The organism is Sphingomonas sp. NPDC079357, from assembly GCF_044901155.1.
In the GTDB taxonomy this organism is placed as follows: domain Bacteria; phylum Pseudomonadota; class Alphaproteobacteria; order Sphingomonadales; family Sphingomonadaceae; genus Sphingomonas.
The window spans coordinates 1,144,321-1,163,121 of sequence record NZ_JBJDOM010000001.1; the positions used below are offsets into that span (position 1 = coordinate 1,144,321).

Here is an 18,801-nt window from a genome sequence, read left to right on the forward strand (position 1 = left end):
GCGGGCGTTCAATCCAGCGATGCCCCGCCGTCCTTGCTTCGCTACGCTTGCAAGGACCAACCTTACCGCCAGGCGGTGATCACACCCTTTTCGTCCAGCGTATAGAGCGTCTGATTCGCGACGATCGGCGCCATCGAGAATTGGTCGCCCGCCGCGATCGTGGTCTGCACGCTGCCGTCGGTCACCGATGTGCCAACCATTTCACCACGCGAATTGGTCAGCCACAATTTGTCGCCCGCCAGCACCGGGCCGAACCAGTTATACGGATCGGTGCGCTTCTCCTCGTTCTTGAAGGCGCGCAACTGGCTGATCCAGCGCAGCTTGCCGTTGGCGCGCGACAGGCACACCAGCCGCGAATCGTCGGTGACGAGGAAGATCCACTCGCCCGCGACCCAGGGGGTCGAGATACCGGCCAGGTTCTGCTCCCAGGCGCGCTGTCCGGTCGCGATCTCAAGCGCGACCATCCGGCCGCCTTCGCCGATCGAATAGACGCGGCCGTCGTCGATTACCGGGTCGGCGTCGATGTCGGCAAGGCTCGACACCGAGGTGGTGATCGAGGTGCGCGACAGCGCATCCTGCCACAAGGTCCGGCCATTTTCGTAACGATAGGCGTTCAGCTCGCCGCTGGAGAAGCCGGCGATGACGGTGCCCGAACTGGCAGCCGGCGCCGCGACGCCGAACACGCCCTGCGTCTCGAGGCTGGCCGACTGGGTCCACACCACCTTGCCATCGCCCTGATCGAGCGCAAAAATCTGATTATCCTGGCTCAGCACATAGACCTGGCCATTGGCGACGGTCGGCGCGCCGCGCAGCGGACCGCCCGGCTTCGCACGCCACAGCACCGCCCCATCGGCGGCATTGACGGCGACGACATCGCCCAGCCCGTCGGTGGCATACAGCTTGCCCTCGTCATAGCTGACGCCGCCGCCGAAGCGCGCGTTCTTGTTCTCCTCGCTGTCGGGCAGCACACGCGTCCACAGCTTCGCACCGGCGTCGGCAGAGAAGGCGTGCAGCGTGGCATCGACATCGACCACGAACAGCTTGTTTTCGGCGACGACCGGCCCGGCCGCGAGCCGTGCGCGATTGTTGCCGCCGTTGATCTGCGCGCTCCACACCTTGGCGGGGGTCGCCGAGGCGAGCAGCAGGCTGCCCATCGACTTGGCCGCATTACCACCGGGCTGCGTCCAGGCATCGTTGGCGACACTGACCGGCAGGGTAACGGGAACGTTCTCCAGCCCCTTGTCGACGGTCGCCTGATTTTCCGACATCAGGATCGGAACGCGCTGTCCGACGGTCGGGGTCTTCTTGGGCGCGCCCTTGAAGATGCCGCACCCGCTCAGCCCCACCAGCGCGGCGAGCGCCAGGCCGGTCGCCACCCGTGTCGTCATCGCGTCGTGTTACCTTCGTTCTTGGCCGGTGCAGCGGCACCGGCGGCCGTCGGCGACGCAGGCGTCGCCTTTTCATCCAATACGCCCGCCATCTGAACCGCACGTTGACGCAGCGAGGACGGCACCTGCGTGTCGGCGGCGATCCGCGCGAACACCTGCGCGGCCAGATCGCGGCGACCCTGTTGCAGATAGGCGGCGGCCATCAGCTCGCCCGCGCTGCCCAGCCACGGATTGCCCGCGACTGCCAGCGGCCGCATCCGCTCCGCGACCACCTCGGGCTTGAGCGTGTCGAACTCGGCACTGGTCTGGCGGATCAGCGCGAGATCGCGGAACGGCTGCGCCACCGACGCATCCTGCGCGACGCTAGCGAACCGGGCCGCCGCACCCTTCAGATCGTTCTTCTGGAGCAGGACGTCGGCCTGCGTGAAGATCGCCAGCACCCGGTATCCATCGCGCTTCGACTGCGTCAGCGTCGCGAGCGTTTCGCTGGCCGACTTTGTGTCGTTGGCGGCGAGCGCGTCATAGGCGGTCTGCAGCTGCTCGCCCTCGCGCCCGGCGGCCTGTTCCTGACGATGCTGCCAGAACAGATAGGCGCCGAACGCCGCAAGCGCGATCACCACGGCGGCAATCAGCGCGACGCCATAGCGACGCCAGACGTGCAGCGCCTGGTCGCGACGCAGCTCGTCGTCGACCTCACGCAGGAACGCTTCATTGTTTTGCGGCGTCAGGGCCACCGAATACTCCGGGCTTCACGGAAAAACGCCCGGCGTGTAGCGGTTCGCCGGGATAAACGAAAGGGCCGCCTAGTCCTTCGGCGGATACAGCTGCTCCGGACCGGGAAAGGCGCGCGCGCGAACCTCGGCGGCATATTGCTCCGCCCGCTCGGCGACGAACGCCGCCATGTCGCCATAACGCTTCACGAAGCGCGGCGTGCGCTCGAAAAGCCCGAGCATATCCTCGGCGACCAGCACCTGCCCGTCGCACGCCGCCGACGCGCCGATGCCGATCGTCGGGATGTCGATCGTGCGCGTGATCTCGACTGCGATCGGCTCGACCACGCCCTCGATCACCAGCGCGAACGCGCCCGCCTCGGCGATCGCCTGCGCGTCGGCGACGATCTTGCGCGCCTCCGCCGGGCTGCGCCCGCGCGCGCCATAGCCGCCCAGCGCGTTGACCGCCTGTGGCGTAAGACCGATATGCCCGACCACCGGGATCCCGCGCTCCGACAGGAACTGCACGGTCGGCGCCATGGCGATCCCGCCCTCCAGTTTCACCGCGGCGGCGCCGGTCTGCTTCATCAGCAACGCCGCGCTCTCGAACGCCTGCGCAGGGGATGCCTCGTAGCTGCCGAACGGCATATCGATCACCACCGTCGCATGGTGGCTGCCGCGCACCACCGCCGCGCCGTGCGCCGCCATCATCTCCAGCGTGACCGGCACGGTCGACGGCAGGCCGTAAATCACCTGCCCCAGGCTGTCGCCGACCAGCAGCATGTCGCAATGCGGGTCCATGAGCTGCGCCATCCGCACCGTGTAAGCGGTCAGCATGACGAGTGGCTCGCCCTTGCCCGCCGCGATCGCCGCCTTGCGCGCGCGGATCGCCGGGACGGTCAGCCGCTTCATCGGCGCGGCGAGCGGAGTCGCGCGGCTGGTGGCGGTGTCGATAGTGAAGGTCGTGGACATGGCGCCCTGCTACGCCACGCGCGTCAAACGATCCAGCCGCGTCGGCGCCCGACATGCGCCAGTTGCAACGCCAGCGCGCCAATCGCCATGATGAGCAGCGGGAAGTAGAGCGTATAGGGTCCCTTGACCGCCAGGATGTCCGTCATCGCGAACATCCAGCCGAACTGGATCAGCACCGCCACCAACGACACCGTCAAGAAGGCGACGGCGTGTCGCGATCGAAACAGCAGCGCCAGCGCCCCTGCCAGCAGAGTGCCGGTCGCGATCGCGTAATCTAGGCGATACCAGAGCGGGAGCTGCGCGAACAAGGCCCGGTCGTAATCGCTTGCCGCTCCCATTGCGTCCGCGCCGTACAACAGCTGGCTGACACAGGCCGCAACGCCCAGCGCACCCCATAATATCAGCACCAGTGCCGCCAGTCGAAACCATCGCGGCGCGCCCGTTGTTTCCTTACCGATCATCGGTCACCGCATATCAACCGGGGTCGCAGGCGGCGACGGATAATCCGCCAGTCGCGCCAGTTCGTCGAGCAGCAGCAGCGTCACTTCACGTCCTTCCAGCTCGATCAACTCCTGCTGGCGCATCATCTGCAACGTGCGGTTGACGTGAACGCTGGTCAGCCCGAGCGTATCGGCCAGCATCTCCTGCGTCAGCGGCATCCTGAAATGCGTGTTGGTCGCCAGCCCGACTCCGCGCAGTCGATCGCGCAACTCCAGCAGAAGGTGCGCGAATCGCTCGATCGCCACCTGACGCCCCAGCCGCGCGGTGGCATCAAGCAGGTGGTGGATGGTCACCGTCGTGTGCCGGCGCAGGACACCGTCGAGCAGCGCCGGATCGCCAAGCCACGGCCCATCGAGGTCGACCAGCGTCACCGGCGTCAGCGACACGATCGTCGCGGGATAGTGCGCCTCGCGTTCGAAGGGCAGCGGATCACCGGGCAGCAGCACATGCTCGATCTGACGCCGCCCGTCCGCGAAGTGACGGACCAGCGCCGCCCAGCCCGCCCGCAGCATCCAGATGCCACTTACCGCCTCGCCCTCATGCACGATCTCGCGTCTTGAGCGGACAAGGCGCGGCGAAAAGCGCCGGCTGTGCAGCCCGATCGTCGCCGCCAGCCCCGGCGCGAGCTGGTCGAGCCGACGATGCACCGGATCGCTGCGATCGAGCGACAGCCGTGGCGGCGACGGACCGGACGACTTGCTCATGGCGGCGGACGCGCGTGATCCGCGCGACGGGCAAGAACGGGTACCGCGGTTGCCACCATCTGACCTCTCCGCGCCGGAAGCACGGCGCCGGGCCGAAAGGGCCGGAGTCGCGCCGAACGATGCGGCGCTCATCGTACCAGCCGCTGCGGCGCGACGGAACGGAAATCATTGATCTGCAATGAATTGGTCGGGGCGACAGGATTCGAACCTGCGACCCCCACACCCCCAGTGTGATGCGCTACCAGGCTGCGCTACGCCCCGACCGAGGGGGCGCCTCTACGCTTGGTCGCGGCGCGATGCAAGCGGGTTGGCCGCATGTTGCGCGCGACGCGCCGCAATGATAGCGGCAGCGACTTCGCGCGGCCGTCTCCCGGCCGCCCAACGGTCATGCACGGAAACCGATGCTTATCTCTCCCGCTTATGCGCAGACCGCCAGCGGCGCCGCCCAGGGCGGCGGCCTCGCCGGCTTCATCAGCCTCGCGCCGCTGCTCCTCGTCTTCGTCGTCTTCTACTTTCTGATGATCCGCCCGCAACAGCGCCGCATGAAGGCGCTGCAGACGGCGGTGGCCAGCGTGAAAAAGGGCGACACGGTCGTCACGGCGGGCGGGCTGATCGGCAAGGTCACGCGCGTCGAAGACGGCACGGTCGAGGTCGAAATCGCGCCGAACACCCGCGTCCGCGTCGTGAAGGCGACGCTCGCCGAGGTCACGCCGCTCGGCGGCAAGCCGGCGAACGACTGACATGCTGGACTTTCCCCGCTGGAAGGTCGCAGGCATCTGGCTGCTGCTCGCGGCCTTGGTGTCGCTGTCGATTCCGACCTTCATTCCCGAGAGCGTGACGCAATCGTGGGGGATCAACCTTCCACGCGTCAACAAGGGGCTGGATCTGGCCGGCGGCAGCTATCTGCTGCTGGAGGCCGACACCAACGACGTCGCCGCGACTCGCGTCGAGGCGATGCGCGAACAGGTGCAAACCGAGATGCGCCGCCAGAACCCGCGCATCGAGATCGGTGAAATCTCCAGCCGTGGCGGGCAGCTGTCGTTCCTGCTGCGCGACCCCACGCAGGTCGACGCCGCGCGTGAACGGCTGCTCCAGATCACCGGCACCGGTGCCGGGATGACCGGGCAGCGCCAGTGGGACATCCAGGTCATCGACACCAGCCGCTTCGTGCTGACACCGACCGCCGAAGGGCTGAAGCAGGCGGTCGAGACAGCGATGGGCGACGCGACCGAGGTCGTGCGCCGCCGCATCGACGAAATGGGCACGCGCGAGCCGACGATCATCCGGCAGGGCAGCAACCGCATCGTCGTGCAGGTGCCCGGACTTCAGGACCCGCAGGCGCTCAAGGATTTGCTCGGCAAGACTGCCAAGCTCGAGTTCAAGCTGGTCGACGTCAACGCCGACCCGCAGGCGCTCGCCAAGGGTCAGGCCCCGGCCGGCGACCAGATCCTGCCCTATCCGAACAATCCCTCGGGCATCCCGCTGATCGCGGTCAAGCGCCAGGCGATCATCACCGGCGACATGCTGAGCGATGCGCGGCAGGAATTTGAGCCGCAGACCAACCAGCCGCAGGTGTCGATGACCTTCGACAGCCAGGGCGGCCGTCGGTTTGCGCGGACCACGCAGGAAAACGTCGGCAAGCCGTTCGCGATCATCGTCGACAACAGCGTGATCTCGGCACCGAACATCAACGAGCCGATCATCGGCGGGCGCGCCGCGATCAACGGCGGGTTCACGGTCGAGAGCGCCAACCAGCTCGCGATCGCGCTGCGCTCGGGCAAGCTGCCCGTCGACCTCAAGATCGTCGAGGAATCAACGGTCGGGCCAGACCTCGGCGCCGATTCGATCCGCGCCGGCATCCTCGCTTCGGCGGTCGCGGTCGCGCTGGTCGTGGCGTTCATGCTGGTCACCTACGGGCGGTTCGGCGTCTATGCGAACCTCGCGGTCGTCATCAACGTGTTCGTCATCCTCGGGGTGATGGCGCTGCTCAGGGGCACACTGACGCTGCCGGGCATCGCCGGCTTCGTGCTGACGATCGGCACCGCGGTCGACGCGAACGTGCTCATCAACGAGCGCATTCGCGAGGAACGCCATCGCGGACGCAACGTGGTGCAGGCGGTCGAGCTGGGCTATAAGGAAGCGAGCCGCACGATCTTCGAGGCGAACGTGACGCACGCGATCTCGGGCATCATCATGTTCGTGCTGGGCTCCGGCCCGGTGAAGGGCTTTGCGGTCGTGCTGCTGATCGGCATTGCCACCAGCGTGTTCACCGCCGTCACCTTCACGCGGATGCTGGTCGCCGGCTGGCTGCGCCGCACCAAGCCGAAGACGATCAACATATGATCGCCCCCGCCCCCCTCTCCACTGCCCTTCTCTCCCCTAACCGGACCCCGGCCACGACCGGGGCGGCGAGGACGTCATGAAACTGCTCAAGCTCGTCCCCGACGACACCAATATCGACTTCGTCCGCCTGCGCGGGCTGGCGTTTGGCCTGACGCTGCTGCTCAGCGTGCTCGCGGTCGGAATTACCTTCTACAAGGGGCTGAACTTCGGCGTCGACTTCGAAGGCGGCCTGATGATCGAGGAACGGTTCGCGCAGACGCCCGACCTTAACCGCGTCCGCAGCGTCGTCGATGCGCAGGGCGTCGGCGAGGCCGCTCTCCAGCAATTCGGCGATCCGCGCACCGTCACGATCCGCCTCCCCGTCCAGCAGGGCGGCGACGAGGGCGCGACCAACCGCGCGGTTCGCAAGGTCGAGGCGTCGCTGTTGAAGGCGTTTCCGGGCGCCGAATTCCGTCGTTACTCGACCGTTTCGGGCAAGGTCTCAGGTGAGTTGATCCGCAACGGCGTGCTTGCGGTGGTGCTCGCGATCCTTGGTATCGGGCTGTTCGCGATCTTCCGCTTCGAATGGCAGTTCGGCGTATCGACGATCGTTGCGATCGTCCACGACCTGTTGATGACGCTCGGCTTCTTCGCGCTGACGCAGTTCGAGTTCGACCTCAACATCGTCGCGGCGGTGCTGACGATCATCGGTTATTCGATCAACGACAAGATCGTGATCGACGACCGCATCCGCGAGAACATGCGCCGCTATCGCAAGATGGACATGCGCGAGATCATCAACCTGTCGGTCAACGAGACGCTGCCGCGTACCGTGATGACCTCGGTCACGATCCTGCTCGCGCTCGCCGCGCTGCTGTTCCTCGGCGGGCACGTGCTGCGTGGCTTCACCGCCGCGATGACGCTCGGCATCATCGTCGGCACCTATTCGTCGATCTATGTCTCGTCGTCGCTGCTCATCACGCTCGGCCTGCGCGCCGAGCCGGAGAATGAGAAGTCGGTGCGCGGCAACGGCGTCGCCGACAATGCGGAGCGCGTCGGGCCGCGCGCCTGACCCGCGCCCGGGAGCACGCACGATGAGAATGGACCGCGAGCGCGACGCCGCTGGCCCACTGGTCCGCGGCTTCGGCCCGGCAGGCTTCAAGGTCGACGCGCCGGACGGGACGATGGGTGTCTATCCCGCGCTGCTGCTGACCGCGGGGCGCGCCGACGGCTGGACCCCGCCGCCCTTCGAGGCGCTCGACGAGGCCGCTCTGGCACCGTTACTGGGCGAGTCGATCGAGTTCGTGCTGCTCGGCACCGGTGCCGATCTGCGCCGCCCGCCGCGCGCGCTGGTCGCCGCGCTGGAGAAGCGCGGGATCGGGATCGAGGCGATGGACAGCCGCGCCGCCGCGCGTGCCTGGGGCGTGCTGCGCGCCGAGGAACGCCGGATTGCGGCCGCGCTCTACCCACTGGAGGGATGAGCGGCGCGGCAAATCACGCCCCTCCGCCGTTCGGGAACCGCGCTCAGTCTTCCTTCACCAGGCGCCCTTCGCGCGCCTTGAAGTAGAATTGACTCGCCACCAGCCAGCCCTTGATCGGTCGCAGCGGCAGCACGGTGCTGACCAGCAGCACCGGCAGGCTGACCAGCAGGTGCATCCACCATGCCGGATCGGCGAGGATCTGGAACATCAGCGTAAAGATCACGCCGGGCAGGCACGCGAACAATTGCACGAACACCGCCGGCCCGTCCGCTGGATCCGCATAGGAATAATCGAGCCCGCACACCGGGCACCGCTCACGGATTGTGAGAAAGCCGCGGAACAGCGCACCCTTGCCGCAGCGCGGGCAGCAGCCGCGTATACCGGTCTTCAGAGGCGACAAGCGTGGCCAGGCATGGCCGGCGTCGTCGACGAGGCGCGGATCAGTGGCGTCGGTCATCATCATCCCCTGCGCCGCCTAATGACGCGCCGCCACAATCCGCGTCAGTCGATCGCGTTCGCCACATCCATGACGTCGAGCGACTGCGCCGTGACCCAGCCGAACTCATAATTGGCGACGAACAGCGTGAACAGCGCCGTCGCGACGATCGTTGTCCGCACGATGACCCGTTTTAGCGAGAATTCATGCGGCGCGCTTTCGGCGGTGCCGGGCATGTGCGCCTCCCCCGCCTCGGCGGAGGTGCGCACCCCGAACGGCAGTACCAGAAAAACCGAAAACGCCCAGAAAAGGATGTAGATCGCCAGCAGCGATGTCCAGCGCATCCCCATCCTCCCCCTTTGCTGCCGATCAGACCTGTACGATCACGACGTCGATGATCGGCTTCTTGCCGGTCCAGCGCGTCGCGACCTTCCGCACCGCCAACCGCACATCTTCGCGCAGCCGCTCGCGATCCCGCGGACGCCCGGCCATCGCCTCCGCGGCGGCCGCGACCGCATCGGCGAGGAAGGGCTCGCGCTCCTCCTCGACCGGCACGCCCTGCACGCGCACCTCGGGAGTGCCGCCCGCGCGACCGTTGCGATCGACCGCGATTCCGACCGAGATCTGGCCGTTGACCGCAACCCGTCGCCGCTCGTTGATCGTGCTGCCGTCCGCCGGCAGGATCACGTCGCCGTCGAGCACCAGCCGTCCGACCGGTACGTTGCCGATCTTCTTCGGCGCACCCGGTGCCAGCCGCACCATGTCGCCATTGGTCTGCACCACCGCATTGGCGATGCCCTGCGAGAGCCCGTAGCGCGCGTGCTCCATCAGGTGGCGCATCTCGCCGTGTACCGGGACGAGCGACGTCGGACGCAGCCAGCCGTACATCTTCGCGAGCTCCGGGCGTCCCGGGTGCCCGGAGACGTGGACGTGCGCCTGCTTCTCGGTCACCATCTCGACGCCCTTGGCGGCAAGCTGGTTCTGGATGCGTCCGATCGCGACCTCGTTGCCGGGGATCTGCTTGGAAGAGAAGATCACCATGTCTCCCATGTCGAGCGCGACCGGGTGGTTGCCCGCCGCGATCCGCGCCAGCGCCGCGCGCTCCTCGCCCTGCCCGCCGGTGGCGACGATCAGCACGCGGTTCTTCGGCAGCCGCATCGCCGCATCGACGTCGATCGTCTGCGGGAAGTTCTTGAGGTAACCGGTCGCCTTGGCGACGCGGATGATCCGGTCGAGCGAGCGCCCGGTCACGCACAGCTTCCGGCCCGTCTCCTCGGCGACCTGCCCAAGCGTGTGGAGCCGTGCGGCGTTCGACGCGAAGGTCGTCACCACCACGCGACCGCGAGCGCGCGCGACGCTCTTGGCCAGCCCTTCACGGACGCTTGCCTCGCTGGGCGAGGCCTCGGCATTGAAGACATTGGTCGAGTCGCAGACAAGCACGTCGATGCCCTCCGCGCCGATTTCGGCGAGTTCCTCGGGCGTCGCCGGCTGGCCGATCACCGGGGTCGGGTCAAGCTTCCAGTCGCCAGTGTGGAACACCTTGCCCGCCGGGGTGCCGATCACCAGCGCGTTCGCCTCGGGGATCGAGTGCGACAGCGGCACGACCTCGACCTCAAACGGACCGACCTTGAAGGACTTGCGCGCCTCGACCAGCCGGATCTTGACCCGGTCCTCGATCCGCTCCTCTTCCAGCTTGCCGCGCACCAGCCCGGCGGTGAACGGCGTGGCGTAGATCGGCACGCCAAGGTCCTCGGCCAGATAAGGCAGCGCGCCGATATGATCCTCATGCCCATGGGTCAGCACGATCCCGACCAGATCGTCGATCCGCTCCTCGATGAAGCGCAGATCGGGCAGGATCACGTCGATTCCGGGGTAATGCGCGTCGGCGAAGGTGACGCCGCAATCCACCATCAGCCACTTGCCGGCATGGCCATAGAGGATGACGTTCATGCCGATTTCGCCGGAGCCACCCAGCGCGCAAAAAAGAAGCTCGTTATTCTTCGGTGTCATTATATTCCTTTGAGTGCCGGCACCGCGGCCCGCCCGTTTGATGGCGGCAGGCATGGAAGACGGACGATCGCGCCGGCAAAGCGTTCATGCGTCGATATGGGCGCGCGCGTACATGATCGCCAGACCCTGGATCGTCAGGTCGGGCTCGATCGCGTCGAACGCGTTGGTATGTTGTTCAAAGAGCGTGGCGAGTCCGCCGGTCGCGATCACCTTCACCGGCCGCGCGATCTCACGCTTCATGCGCGCGACCAGCCCCTCGATCATCGCGATATAGCCCCAGTAGATGCCGATGTTCATCTGATCGACGGTGTTGCGGCCGATCACGCTGTCGGTGGCGGGTGCCTCGATCGCGATCCGCGGCAGCTTGGCGGCGGCCATCACCAGCGCGTCAAGCGACAGGTTGATCCCCGGCGCGATGATCCCGCCCTTGTAGGCACCGTCGAAGTCGGAATGGTCGAAGGTCGTCGCGGTGCCGAAGTCGATCACGATCAGATCGCCGGCATGGAGCGCATGCGCCGCGATCGTGTTGACCGCGCGATCGGCTCCCAGACTGCGCGGCTCGTCGACATCGACCGACAGTTGCCATTCGACCGGCGCGCGCCCGGCGATCAGCGCCGCGGTACGGAAGTATTTGCTCGCGAGCACCTCGAGATTGTGGAGCGCGCGCGGGACGACCGTCGAGATGATGACCGCGCCGACATCCTCGCGCGTATAGCCCTCCAGCTGGAGCAACTGGCTGAGCCACACCGCATATTCGTCGGCAGTGCGCCGCGGATCGGTGGCGATCCGCCAGCGCGCGCGGATCTCGCGCGTCGTGGGCTGGACGAGCGCAAAGACGATATTGGTGTTGCCGGCATCGACCGCGAGCAGCATCGCCTTCCTCTCCCTAGACCACGAACACGTCGCCGGCATGGATGACATGCCGCGTACCGTCCGCCAAGCCGAGCAGCAGCGCGCCGCTGGCGTCGAGGCCGCGGAACTGGCCATCGAGCACGGTCTGGTCAGGGAGCCGCACCATCAGCGCCGTGCCGACCGGGTGCGCGCGATCGCTCCAGCGTGCTGCGACCGGCGCCATTCCCGCGTCGCGCCACACCAGCAGCCACGCCGCGAAGCGATCGGCGAGGTCGGCGAGCAGCGTCGCCGCATCCACGGTCGCTCCGGCTGCGCGGAGGCTGGTCGTGGCGCGATCGGCAAGCGCCGGATGATGCGCGACGTTTACCCCGATGCCGACCACGACATACGATGCGCCGCGCTCGAGCAGGATGCCCGACAGCTTCGCGCCCGCCAGCAGCAGGTCGTTGGGCCATTTCAGCGTCAGTGCGCTCGCGTCGGGAAGCACGCGGTGCACCGCCTCCTCCAGCGCGACCGCGGCGACCAGCGCCAGGCCTGCCGCCGGCGGATCACCGGGTCGGATCGCGACCAGCGTGCTCGCGTAAAGGTTGCCGGCGGGCGAGTCCCAGACCCGCCCCTGTCGACCGCGCCCGGCGGTCTGCTGCTCGGCGCGAAGCCACGTGCCCTCGTCGACCGCGCGGTCGTCGGCGAGCGCCAGCAGGTCGGCGTTGGTCGACCCGGTCGCCGGTACCGTCAGAATCCGGGGCAGCGCCGCCGCCTCAGAAGAGGCTGTTGGCGGCAGCGAGCGTCCAGGCCGACAGCGCAGGGATGGCGAGATAGCCGAGCGGCGAGACGAACACTGCCGCGACCGCGATCAGCCCGCCCTCGAGCCTGTCGCCGTCACCGAACGTTCCGGCCGGCTCGTCGAAGTACATCGTCTTGACGAGGCGCAGATAGTAATAGGCACCGATCACGCTGAACACGACGCCGATCACCGCCAGCGGGAACAGCCCCGCCTGCACGGCGGCATAGAAGACCGCGAACTTGGCGTAGAAGCCGAACAGTGGCGGGATGCCGGCAAGCGAAAACATGAAGATCGCCAGCGCCGCCGCCAGTCCTGGCCGCGTCCGCGACAAGCCGGCGAGGCTGTCGATCGTCTCGATCGGCTGCCCGTCGGCATCGCGCATCTGGAGCACGACGAGGAAGCTGCCCAGCGTCATCGCCAGATAGATGGTCATATAGGTCATCACCGAGGCGACGCCCTCCGGTGTGCCTGCGGCGAGCCCGATCAGCGCGAAACCGACGTTGTTGATCGACGAATAGGCGAGCAGGCGCTTGACGTTCTGCTGGCCGATCGCCGCAACTGCGCCGAGCAGGATCGAGGCGAGCGACGCGAAGATCACGATCTGCCGCCACTGCACCTCGGCCGGACCCATCGCCTCGATCGCGACGCGAACCGCGAGCGCGATCGCCGCCACCTTCGGCGCAGAGGCGAAGAACGCCGTCACCGGGGTCGGCGCGCCTTCATAGACGTCCGGGGTCCACATGTGGAACGGCACCGCCGAAATCTTGAATGCCAGACCGGCGAACACGAACACCAACCCGAACAGCAGCCCGAGCGAGCGACCGCTGCCGGAGAGCGGCGCTGCCGCATAGGCACCGGCGATCTCGTTGAACATTGTCGAACCGGTGAAGCCGTAAACCAGGCTGATCCCGTAGAGCAGGATGCCGCTCGCCAACGCGCCGAGCACGAAATACTTGAGCCCCGCTTCCGCCGAGCGCGTGTCCTGTCGCATGAAGCTCGCGAGAACATAGGCGGCGAGGCTCTGCAGCTCGAGGCCGACATAGAGCGTCAACAGGTCGCCCGCCGACACCATCATCCCCATGCCGCACGCCGACAGCAGGATCAGCACCGGATATTCCGGACGCAGGTCCGCACCGGCGGTGCGGCGGAAGAAGTCGGGCGCCATCAGGATCGCCACCGCCGCGCCGACATAGATCAGCACCTTGGCAAAGGCCGCGAACGCGTCCGCACGGTACAGGCCGTAGAAGGCGTCACCGCCGGATGAGGCCGGTCCCGTCAGCGCGATCAACGCGCCGCCCAGCACCACGACCGACACCCACGACACCGCTTTGGTCGAGGCCGGGCCGCCCCAGGCGGCGACCAGCATCAATGCGATCGCCCCGACCGCGAGCACCAGCTCGGGCAGCGTCATCGCCAGATTGGCGGCGTAATCCATCAGTGCGCGCTCCCATGCGCAGAAGTTTCGGCATGTGCGGCCGGCACGATCCCGGTGCCCTTGGTGGGCAGCGAGTCACCCGCGGGCTTCGCGCGATCGATCCGAGCCAGCAGGATTTGCGTGTCCTTGCGCATCGGCGCGAGGAAGCTCTCCGGATAGACGCCCATCCACAGCACCGCCGCCGCAATCGGCACCAGCAGCCACAGCTCGCGCGGGGTCAGATCCGACATCGCGCGGACCTCCTCCGACTTGATCTCACCGAACACCACGCGACGGTACAGGTACAGCATGTAGCCCGCGCCAAGGATGATGCCCGTCGTGCACAGCAACGCGATCGTGGTCGACACCTGATAGGTGCCCATCAGGCTCAGCAATTCGCCGACGAAGTTGCTCGTGCCCGGCAGCCCGATCGAGGCCATCGTGAACAGCAGGAACAGGATCGCATAGCGCGGCATGTTGATCGCCAGCCCGCCGTAGCGGCTGATCTCGCGCGTGTGGAGCCGATCATAGATCACGCCGACGCACAGGAACAGCGCGCCCGACACTAGGCCATGGCCCAGCATCACCATCATCGCGCCCTCGATCCCCTGCGCGTTGAAGGCGAACAGGCCGATCGTCACGATCGCCATGTGCGCGACCGACGAATAGGCGATCAGCTTCTTCATGTCGGACTGCACCAGCGCGACGAGGCTGGTGTAGATCACCGCCACCGCGCTCAGCCCGAACACCAGCCACACGAGATCCGCCGAGGCTTCAGGGAACATCGGCAGGCTGAAGCGCAGGAAGCCGTAACCGCCGAGCTTCAGCAGCACGCCCGCCAGGATCACCGACCCCGCGGTCGGCGCCTGCACGTGCGCGTCGGGCAGCCAGGTATGGACCGGCCACATCGGCATCTTGACCGCGAACGACGCGAAGAACGCCAGCCACAGCCACGTCTGGACGCTCGCCGGGAAGTCGTAGTTCAGCAGCACCGGGATGCTGGTCGTTCCCGCGGTGATGCTCATGTAGAGCATCGCGATGAACATTAGCAGCGACCCGAGCAGCGTGTACAGGAAGAACTTGTACGACGCGTAGATGCGGTTCGCGCCACCCCAGATCCCGATGATCAGGAACATCGGGATCAGGCCGGCTTCGAAGAAGATGTAGAATAGGAACAGGTCCTGCGCCGCGAAGGTGCCGATCATCAGCACCTCCGTGAACAGGAACGCCGCCATATATTCCGGCACGCGCTTCTCGATCGCCTGCCAGCTGGCGCCGATGCAGATCGGCATCAGGAACACCGACAGCACGATCAGCAGCAGCGCATAGCCGTCGATGCCGAGCGCCCAGCCGAAGCGGCCGAACAGCGGAGCATATTCGACGAACTGCCATTGCGCGCCGCCGACGTCGAACGACGTCCACAGCACCACGCCGAGCGCAAGGTCGATCAACGTCGCGGCCAGCGCGGTGACGCGCGCCGCGGGGGCGGAGAGGAACAGACACGCGACGGCGGCAACCGCAGGGACCGCCAGCATCAGCGAAAGGATCGGGAACGACATCTTCCTTCTCCCCCGCTCAGCCCGCGATCGCCCAGGTGATCGCGGCGGTGAGCCCGATCAGCATGACGAAAGCATAAGTATAGACATATCCGGTCTGGAGACGAACCGCCGCGCGGCTACCCACCTGCACCAGCCACGCCGAGCCGTTCGGCCCGAAGCGGTCGATCGTCCCTTCGTCGCCACGGTGCCACAGCAGGCGACCGATCGCGAACGCCGGGCGCACGAACAGGAAGTGGTACAGCTGGTCGAAATACCATTTGTTGAGCAGGAAGCGGTACAGCGGCTGGAACGTGTCCGCGAACTTCGCGGGCGCTTCCGGCGAGCGAATGTACGTCAGGTACGCGATCAGCAGCCCCGACAGCATCACGATCGTCGCCGACAGCTTCACGAAGAGCGGCACGCCGTGCATTTCGTGCATCAGATGCTCGTTGAAGAACAACGCGCCCTTCCAGAACCCGCCGGCGCTTTCCGGATCGATGAACCAGCGATGGAACACGAACCCGGCCGCGACCGCACCGACCGACAGCACGATCAGCGGGATCAGCATCACGATCGGGCTTTCGTGCGGATGATAGCCGCCGGTGCCCTTCGGGATCTCGTTGAACCCACGCGATTCGACGTGCGGCGCATGGCCGGCGTCCTCGCCCGCAGGGTCGGGATGATGCGCGTCGTCATGGCCATGCGCATGCGCGTCACCATGATCGTGCGCGTGCCCCTGCCCATGGTCGTCATGCGCGTGATCGCCGTGTCCGTGCGCGTCGTGGAGCGCGTGCTGGATATGCTCCGACGCCGCCCAGCGCGGTTCGCCCCAGAAGGTCAGGAACATCAGCCGCCACGAATAGAAGCTGGTCAGCAGCGCCGCAAACACGCCGACCATCGACGCCACCGGCGATCCGGCCGCCCAGGCCACCTCGATGATCGCGTCCTTCGAGTGATAGCCCGCGAACCCGCCGATGCCATAGATGCCGACCCCGGTGATCGCGAGCGTGCCCAGCAGCATCGCCCAGAAGGTGACCGGGATCGCCTTCCGCAGACCGCCGTAGAAGCGCATGTCCTGCTCGTGATGCATCGCATGGATCACCGAGCCCGCGCCGAGGAACAGCAGCGCCTTGAAGAAAGCGTGCGTGAACAGGTGGAACATCGCCGCGCCATACGCCCCGACGCCCGCGGCGAAGAACATATAGCCGAGCTGCGAGCAGGTCGAATAGGCGATCACGCGCTTGATGTCGGTCTGCGTCGTGCCGACGGTCGCCGCGAACAGGCAGGTCGCGGCGCCGATGAAGGTGACGAAGCCCATCGCGGTCGGTGAGGTTTCGAACATCGGCGACAGGCGGCACACCATGAACACGCCCGCGGTCACCATCGTCGCGGCGTGGATCAGCGCCGACACCGGGGTCGGGCCCTCCATCGCGTCAGGGAGCCAGGTGTGCAATCCGAGCTGCGCCGACTTGCCCATCGCACCGACGAACAGCAACAGGCACAGCACCGTCATCGTGTCGGCGCGGAACCACAGGAAGCCGATCGTCGACCCCGCCATCGACGGCGCGGCGGCGAGGATCGCCGGGATCGAGACGGTGTTGAAAACCAGATAGGTACCGAAGATCCCGAGCATGAAGCCGAGATCGCCCACGCGGTTGACGACGAACGCCTTGATCGCGGCGGCGTTGGCGCTCGGCTTGCGGAACCAGAACCCGATCAACAGGTAGCTGGCGAGGCCGACGCCTTCCCAGCCGAAGAACATCTGGATCAGATTGTCGGCGGTCACCAGCATCAGCATCGCGAAGGTAAACAGCGATAGATAGGCGAAGAAGCGCGGCTGGTCCGGATCCTCGCTCATATAGCCCCAGCTATACAGGTGGACGAGCGCCGAGACGCTGGTGATCACCACCAGCATCACCGCGGTCAGTGCGTCGACGCGCAGCGCCCACGACACGTCGAACGTGCCGGAGGTCATGAAGTGCAGCACCGGCGTCACCGACGCCTCGCTGCCGCCCATCAGGAAGCCGATGAACACCGGCCACGACAGCGCGCACGACAGGAACAGCCCGCCGGTCGTGATCGCCTTGGGCAGCGTCGCACCGAACGATTTGTTCGCGAAGCCGGCGACGATCGCCGCGACCAGCGGCACGAAAACGATGAAGAGGATCGAATGCACCGGAATTTACCCCTTCATCCGGCTGGGATCGTCGACCGAGATCGAGCCGCGGCCGCGGAAGAAGATGACGAGAATGGCGAGTCCGATCGCCGCCTCACCGGCGGCGACGGTCAGCACGAACATCGCGAACACCTGCCCGACGAGGTCCTGCAACGCCGCCGAGAAGGCGACGAGGTTGATGTTCACCGCCAGCAGGATCAGCTCGATCGCCATCAGAATGACGATGATGTTCTTGCGGTTGAGGAAAATGCCCAGCACACCCATCGTGAACAGGATCGCCGCGACGACGAGATAGTGGACGAGGCCGACGCCTCCCGACATGGCCGCGTTCACAGCTGCACCCCCTGCCCGATCTCCGGCCGCACGTTGCGCGTCGCATCCTGCGGACGGCGCGCGTTCTGCCGCGCGATATTCTGGTAACGCGAGCCCGACCGCTCACGGTGGGTCAGCACGATCGCGCCGATCATCGCCACTAGCAGCACCAGCCCCGCGCCCTCGAAGATAAAGAGGTAGCGCGTGTAGAGCAGGTTACCGATCTGGACGATGTTCGGGACGACATGGTCGGTCGGCGCCGCGCGCCGCGCGAGGTCGATGCCGCCCGCGCTCCACGCGCCGACGCCGATCAGGATCTCGGCGACCAGCGCCACCGCGAGCACCAGTCCGATCCCGAAATAGCGGACGAACCCGGCGCGCAGCTCGGCGAAGTCGATGTCGAGCATCATGACCACGAACAGGAACAGCACCGCGACTGCGCCGACATAGACGATCACGAGCAGCATCGCGATGAACTCGGCGCCGACCAGCACCATCAGCCCGGCGGCGTTGAAGAACGCCAAAATGAGCCACAGCACCGAATGCACCGGGTTGCGCGACGAAATCGTCATCGCGCCGGACAGCAGCACGACGATCGCGAACAGATAGAAGGCGATGGCCTGGATCATAGCGCCTTCCCCGCGGTCGCGCGCCCGCGGCGCACGCTGATTGAAACCGTCAAAATCATCTCGACCCCTGATGTCACGCGAGCGCCTACCGGTACGGCGCGTCGGCGGCAAGGTTCGCGGCGATCGCGCGTTCCCACCGGTCGCCGTTGTCGAGCAGCTTGGCCTTGTCGTAGATCAGCTCCTCGCGCGTCTCGGTCGCGAAATCGAGGTTCGGCCCCTCGACGATCGCATCGACCGGGCACGCTTCCTGACACAGGCCGCAATAGATGCACTTGGTCATGTCGATGTCGTAGCGCGTCGTGCGGCGGCTGCCGTCGTCGCGCGGTTCGGCCTCGATCGTGATCGCCTGCGCCGGGCACACCGCCTCGCACAGCTTGCACGCGATGCAGCGCTCTTCCCCATTGGGATAGCGACGCAGCGCATGTTCGCCGCGGAAGCGCGGGCTCAGCGGGTTCTTTTCGTAAGGATAGTTGATCGTCGCCTTCGGCTTGAAGAAATACTTCAGCGTCAGCGCATGCGCCTTCACGAACTCGTAGAGCGTGAACGCCTTGATCGTCTGCGCGATACCCATC

Annotated in this window: 20 protein-coding genes and 1 tRNA gene; 4 read left to right on the forward strand and 17 right to left on the reverse strand. The window is 66.6% G+C overall.

Annotated features, from left to right (window positions below; genetic code table 11):
* Positions 1-62: 62 nt before the first annotated feature.
* The 6 genes from ACI2JO_RS05305 to ACI2JO_RS05330 form a co-directional block, all read right to left on the reverse strand.
* A complete protein-coding gene (locus ACI2JO_RS05305) occupies positions 63-1,388 on the reverse strand; it encodes a PQQ-binding-like beta-propeller repeat protein (RefSeq protein ID WP_404719669.1) in 1,326 nt (441 codons plus the stop codon).
* Positions 1,385-2,122, reverse strand: a complete 738-nt coding sequence (locus ACI2JO_RS05310; protein ID WP_404719670.1) for a tetratricopeptide repeat protein — start codon at positions 2,120-2,122, stop codon at positions 1,385-1,387. The genes ACI2JO_RS05305 and ACI2JO_RS05310 overlap by 4 nt, the downstream gene beginning before the upstream one ends.
* Before the next feature lie 69 nt (positions 2,123-2,191).
* Positions 2,192-3,070 carry a 3-methyl-2-oxobutanoate hydroxymethyltransferase gene (gene panB / locus ACI2JO_RS05315; RefSeq protein WP_404719671.1) on the reverse strand — a complete coding sequence of 293 codons (879 nt, stop codon included), beginning with the start codon at positions 3,068-3,070 and terminating at the stop codon, positions 2,192-2,194.
* A gap of 23 nt (positions 3,071-3,093) precedes the next feature.
* Complete coding sequence (locus tag ACI2JO_RS05320; protein WP_404719672.1) at positions 3,094-3,531, reverse strand: hypothetical protein; 438 nt, start codon at positions 3,529-3,531, stop codon at positions 3,094-3,096.
* Positions 3,532-3,534: 3 nt separating this feature from the next.
* On the reverse strand, positions 3,535-4,275 hold the full coding sequence (locus tag ACI2JO_RS05325) for a Crp/Fnr family transcriptional regulator (RefSeq protein WP_404719673.1): 741 nt from the start codon (positions 4,273-4,275) through the stop codon (positions 3,535-3,537).
* A gap of 184 nt (positions 4,276-4,459) precedes the next feature.
* Positions 4,460-4,536, reverse strand: a tRNA-Pro gene (locus tag ACI2JO_RS05330).
* 140 nt (positions 4,537-4,676) lie between these two features.
* On the opposite strand from ACI2JO_RS05330, the gene yajC reads away from it, so the two are divergent.
* From yajC to ACI2JO_RS05350, 4 genes are all read left to right on the forward strand, one after another.
* The gene (gene yajC, locus ACI2JO_RS05335; RefSeq protein ID WP_404719674.1) at positions 4,677-5,015 is read left to right on the forward strand and encodes a preprotein translocase subunit YajC; all 339 of its coding nucleotides are present in this window, start codon (positions 4,677-4,679) and stop codon (positions 5,013-5,015) included.
* A gap of 1 nt (position 5,016) precedes the next feature.
* Entirely contained in the window at positions 5,017-6,618 is a 1,602-nt protein-coding gene (gene secD, locus ACI2JO_RS05340; RefSeq protein WP_404719675.1) for a protein translocase subunit SecD, read from the forward strand.
* A gap of 76 nt (positions 6,619-6,694) precedes the next feature.
* Positions 6,695-7,669: a protein translocase subunit SecF gene (secF, locus tag ACI2JO_RS05345; RefSeq protein ID WP_404719676.1), complete on the forward strand. Its 975-nt coding sequence runs from the start codon at positions 6,695-6,697 to the stop codon at positions 7,667-7,669.
* A gap of 22 nt (positions 7,670-7,691) precedes the next feature.
* On the forward strand, positions 7,692-8,078 hold the full coding sequence (locus tag ACI2JO_RS05350) for an Mth938-like domain-containing protein (RefSeq protein WP_404719677.1): 387 nt from the start codon (positions 7,692-7,694) through the stop codon (positions 8,076-8,078).
* 43 nt (positions 8,079-8,121) lie between these two features.
* Here ACI2JO_RS05350 and ACI2JO_RS05355 read toward each other — a convergent pair whose 3' ends face one another.
* The 11 genes from ACI2JO_RS05355 to nuoI all read right to left on the reverse strand — a co-directional run bounded on the left by ACI2JO_RS05355 (position 8,122) and on the right by nuoI (position 18,800).
* A complete protein-coding gene (locus ACI2JO_RS05355; protein WP_404719678.1) occupies positions 8,122-8,535 on the reverse strand; it encodes a DUF983 domain-containing protein in 414 nt (137 codons plus the stop codon).
* A 44-nt stretch (positions 8,536-8,579) separates the two neighbouring features.
* Entirely contained in the window at positions 8,580-8,858 is a 279-nt protein-coding gene (locus tag ACI2JO_RS05360; RefSeq protein ID WP_404719679.1) for a DUF1467 family protein, read from the reverse strand.
* A gap of 25 nt (positions 8,859-8,883) precedes the next feature.
* On the reverse strand, positions 8,884-10,524 hold the full coding sequence (locus tag ACI2JO_RS05365) for a ribonuclease J (protein ID WP_404719680.1): 1,641 nt from the start codon (positions 10,522-10,524) through the stop codon (positions 8,884-8,886).
* Positions 10,525-10,608: 84 nt separating this feature from the next.
* The gene (locus tag ACI2JO_RS05370; protein ID WP_404719681.1) at positions 10,609-11,397 is read right to left on the reverse strand and encodes a type III pantothenate kinase; all 789 of its coding nucleotides are present in this window, start codon (positions 11,395-11,397) and stop codon (positions 10,609-10,611) included.
* Positions 11,398-11,410: 13 nt separating this feature from the next.
* Entirely contained in the window at positions 11,411-12,193 is a 783-nt protein-coding gene (locus ACI2JO_RS05375; RefSeq protein WP_404720329.1) for a biotin--[acetyl-CoA-carboxylase] ligase, read from the reverse strand.
* Positions 12,135-13,595, reverse strand: coding sequence for an NADH-quinone oxidoreductase subunit NuoN (gene nuoN, locus ACI2JO_RS05380; RefSeq protein WP_404719682.1), 1,461 nt, complete (start codon positions 13,593-13,595; stop codon positions 12,135-12,137). Before nuoN ends, ACI2JO_RS05375 begins: the two co-directional genes overlap by 59 nt.
* Positions 13,595-15,133, reverse strand: coding sequence for an NADH-quinone oxidoreductase subunit M (locus ACI2JO_RS05385; RefSeq protein ID WP_404719683.1), 1,539 nt, complete (start codon positions 15,131-15,133; stop codon positions 13,595-13,597). Before ACI2JO_RS05385 ends, nuoN begins: the two co-directional genes overlap by 1 nt.
* A gap of 16 nt (positions 15,134-15,149) precedes the next feature.
* Positions 15,150-17,288 (reverse strand): NADH-quinone oxidoreductase subunit L, encoded by a 2,139-nt coding sequence (nuoL, locus tag ACI2JO_RS05390; RefSeq protein WP_404719684.1) that lies wholly within the window; start codon positions 17,286-17,288, stop codon positions 15,150-15,152.
* Between the two features lie 6 nt (positions 17,289-17,294).
* On the reverse strand, positions 17,295-17,609 hold the full coding sequence (gene nuoK, locus ACI2JO_RS05395; protein ID WP_037489584.1) for an NADH-quinone oxidoreductase subunit NuoK: 315 nt from the start codon (positions 17,607-17,609) through the stop codon (positions 17,295-17,297).
* Positions 17,610-17,617: 8 nt separating this feature from the next.
* Positions 17,618-18,229 (reverse strand): NADH-quinone oxidoreductase subunit J, encoded by a 612-nt coding sequence (locus tag ACI2JO_RS05400; protein WP_404719685.1) that lies wholly within the window; start codon positions 18,227-18,229, stop codon positions 17,618-17,620.
* Between the two features lie 85 nt (positions 18,230-18,314).
* Positions 18,315-18,800 carry an NADH-quinone oxidoreductase subunit NuoI gene (gene nuoI, locus ACI2JO_RS05405; RefSeq protein WP_028966976.1) on the reverse strand — a complete coding sequence of 162 codons (486 nt, stop codon included), beginning with the start codon at positions 18,798-18,800 and terminating at the stop codon, positions 18,315-18,317.
* Position 18,801 lies beyond the last annotated feature (1 nt).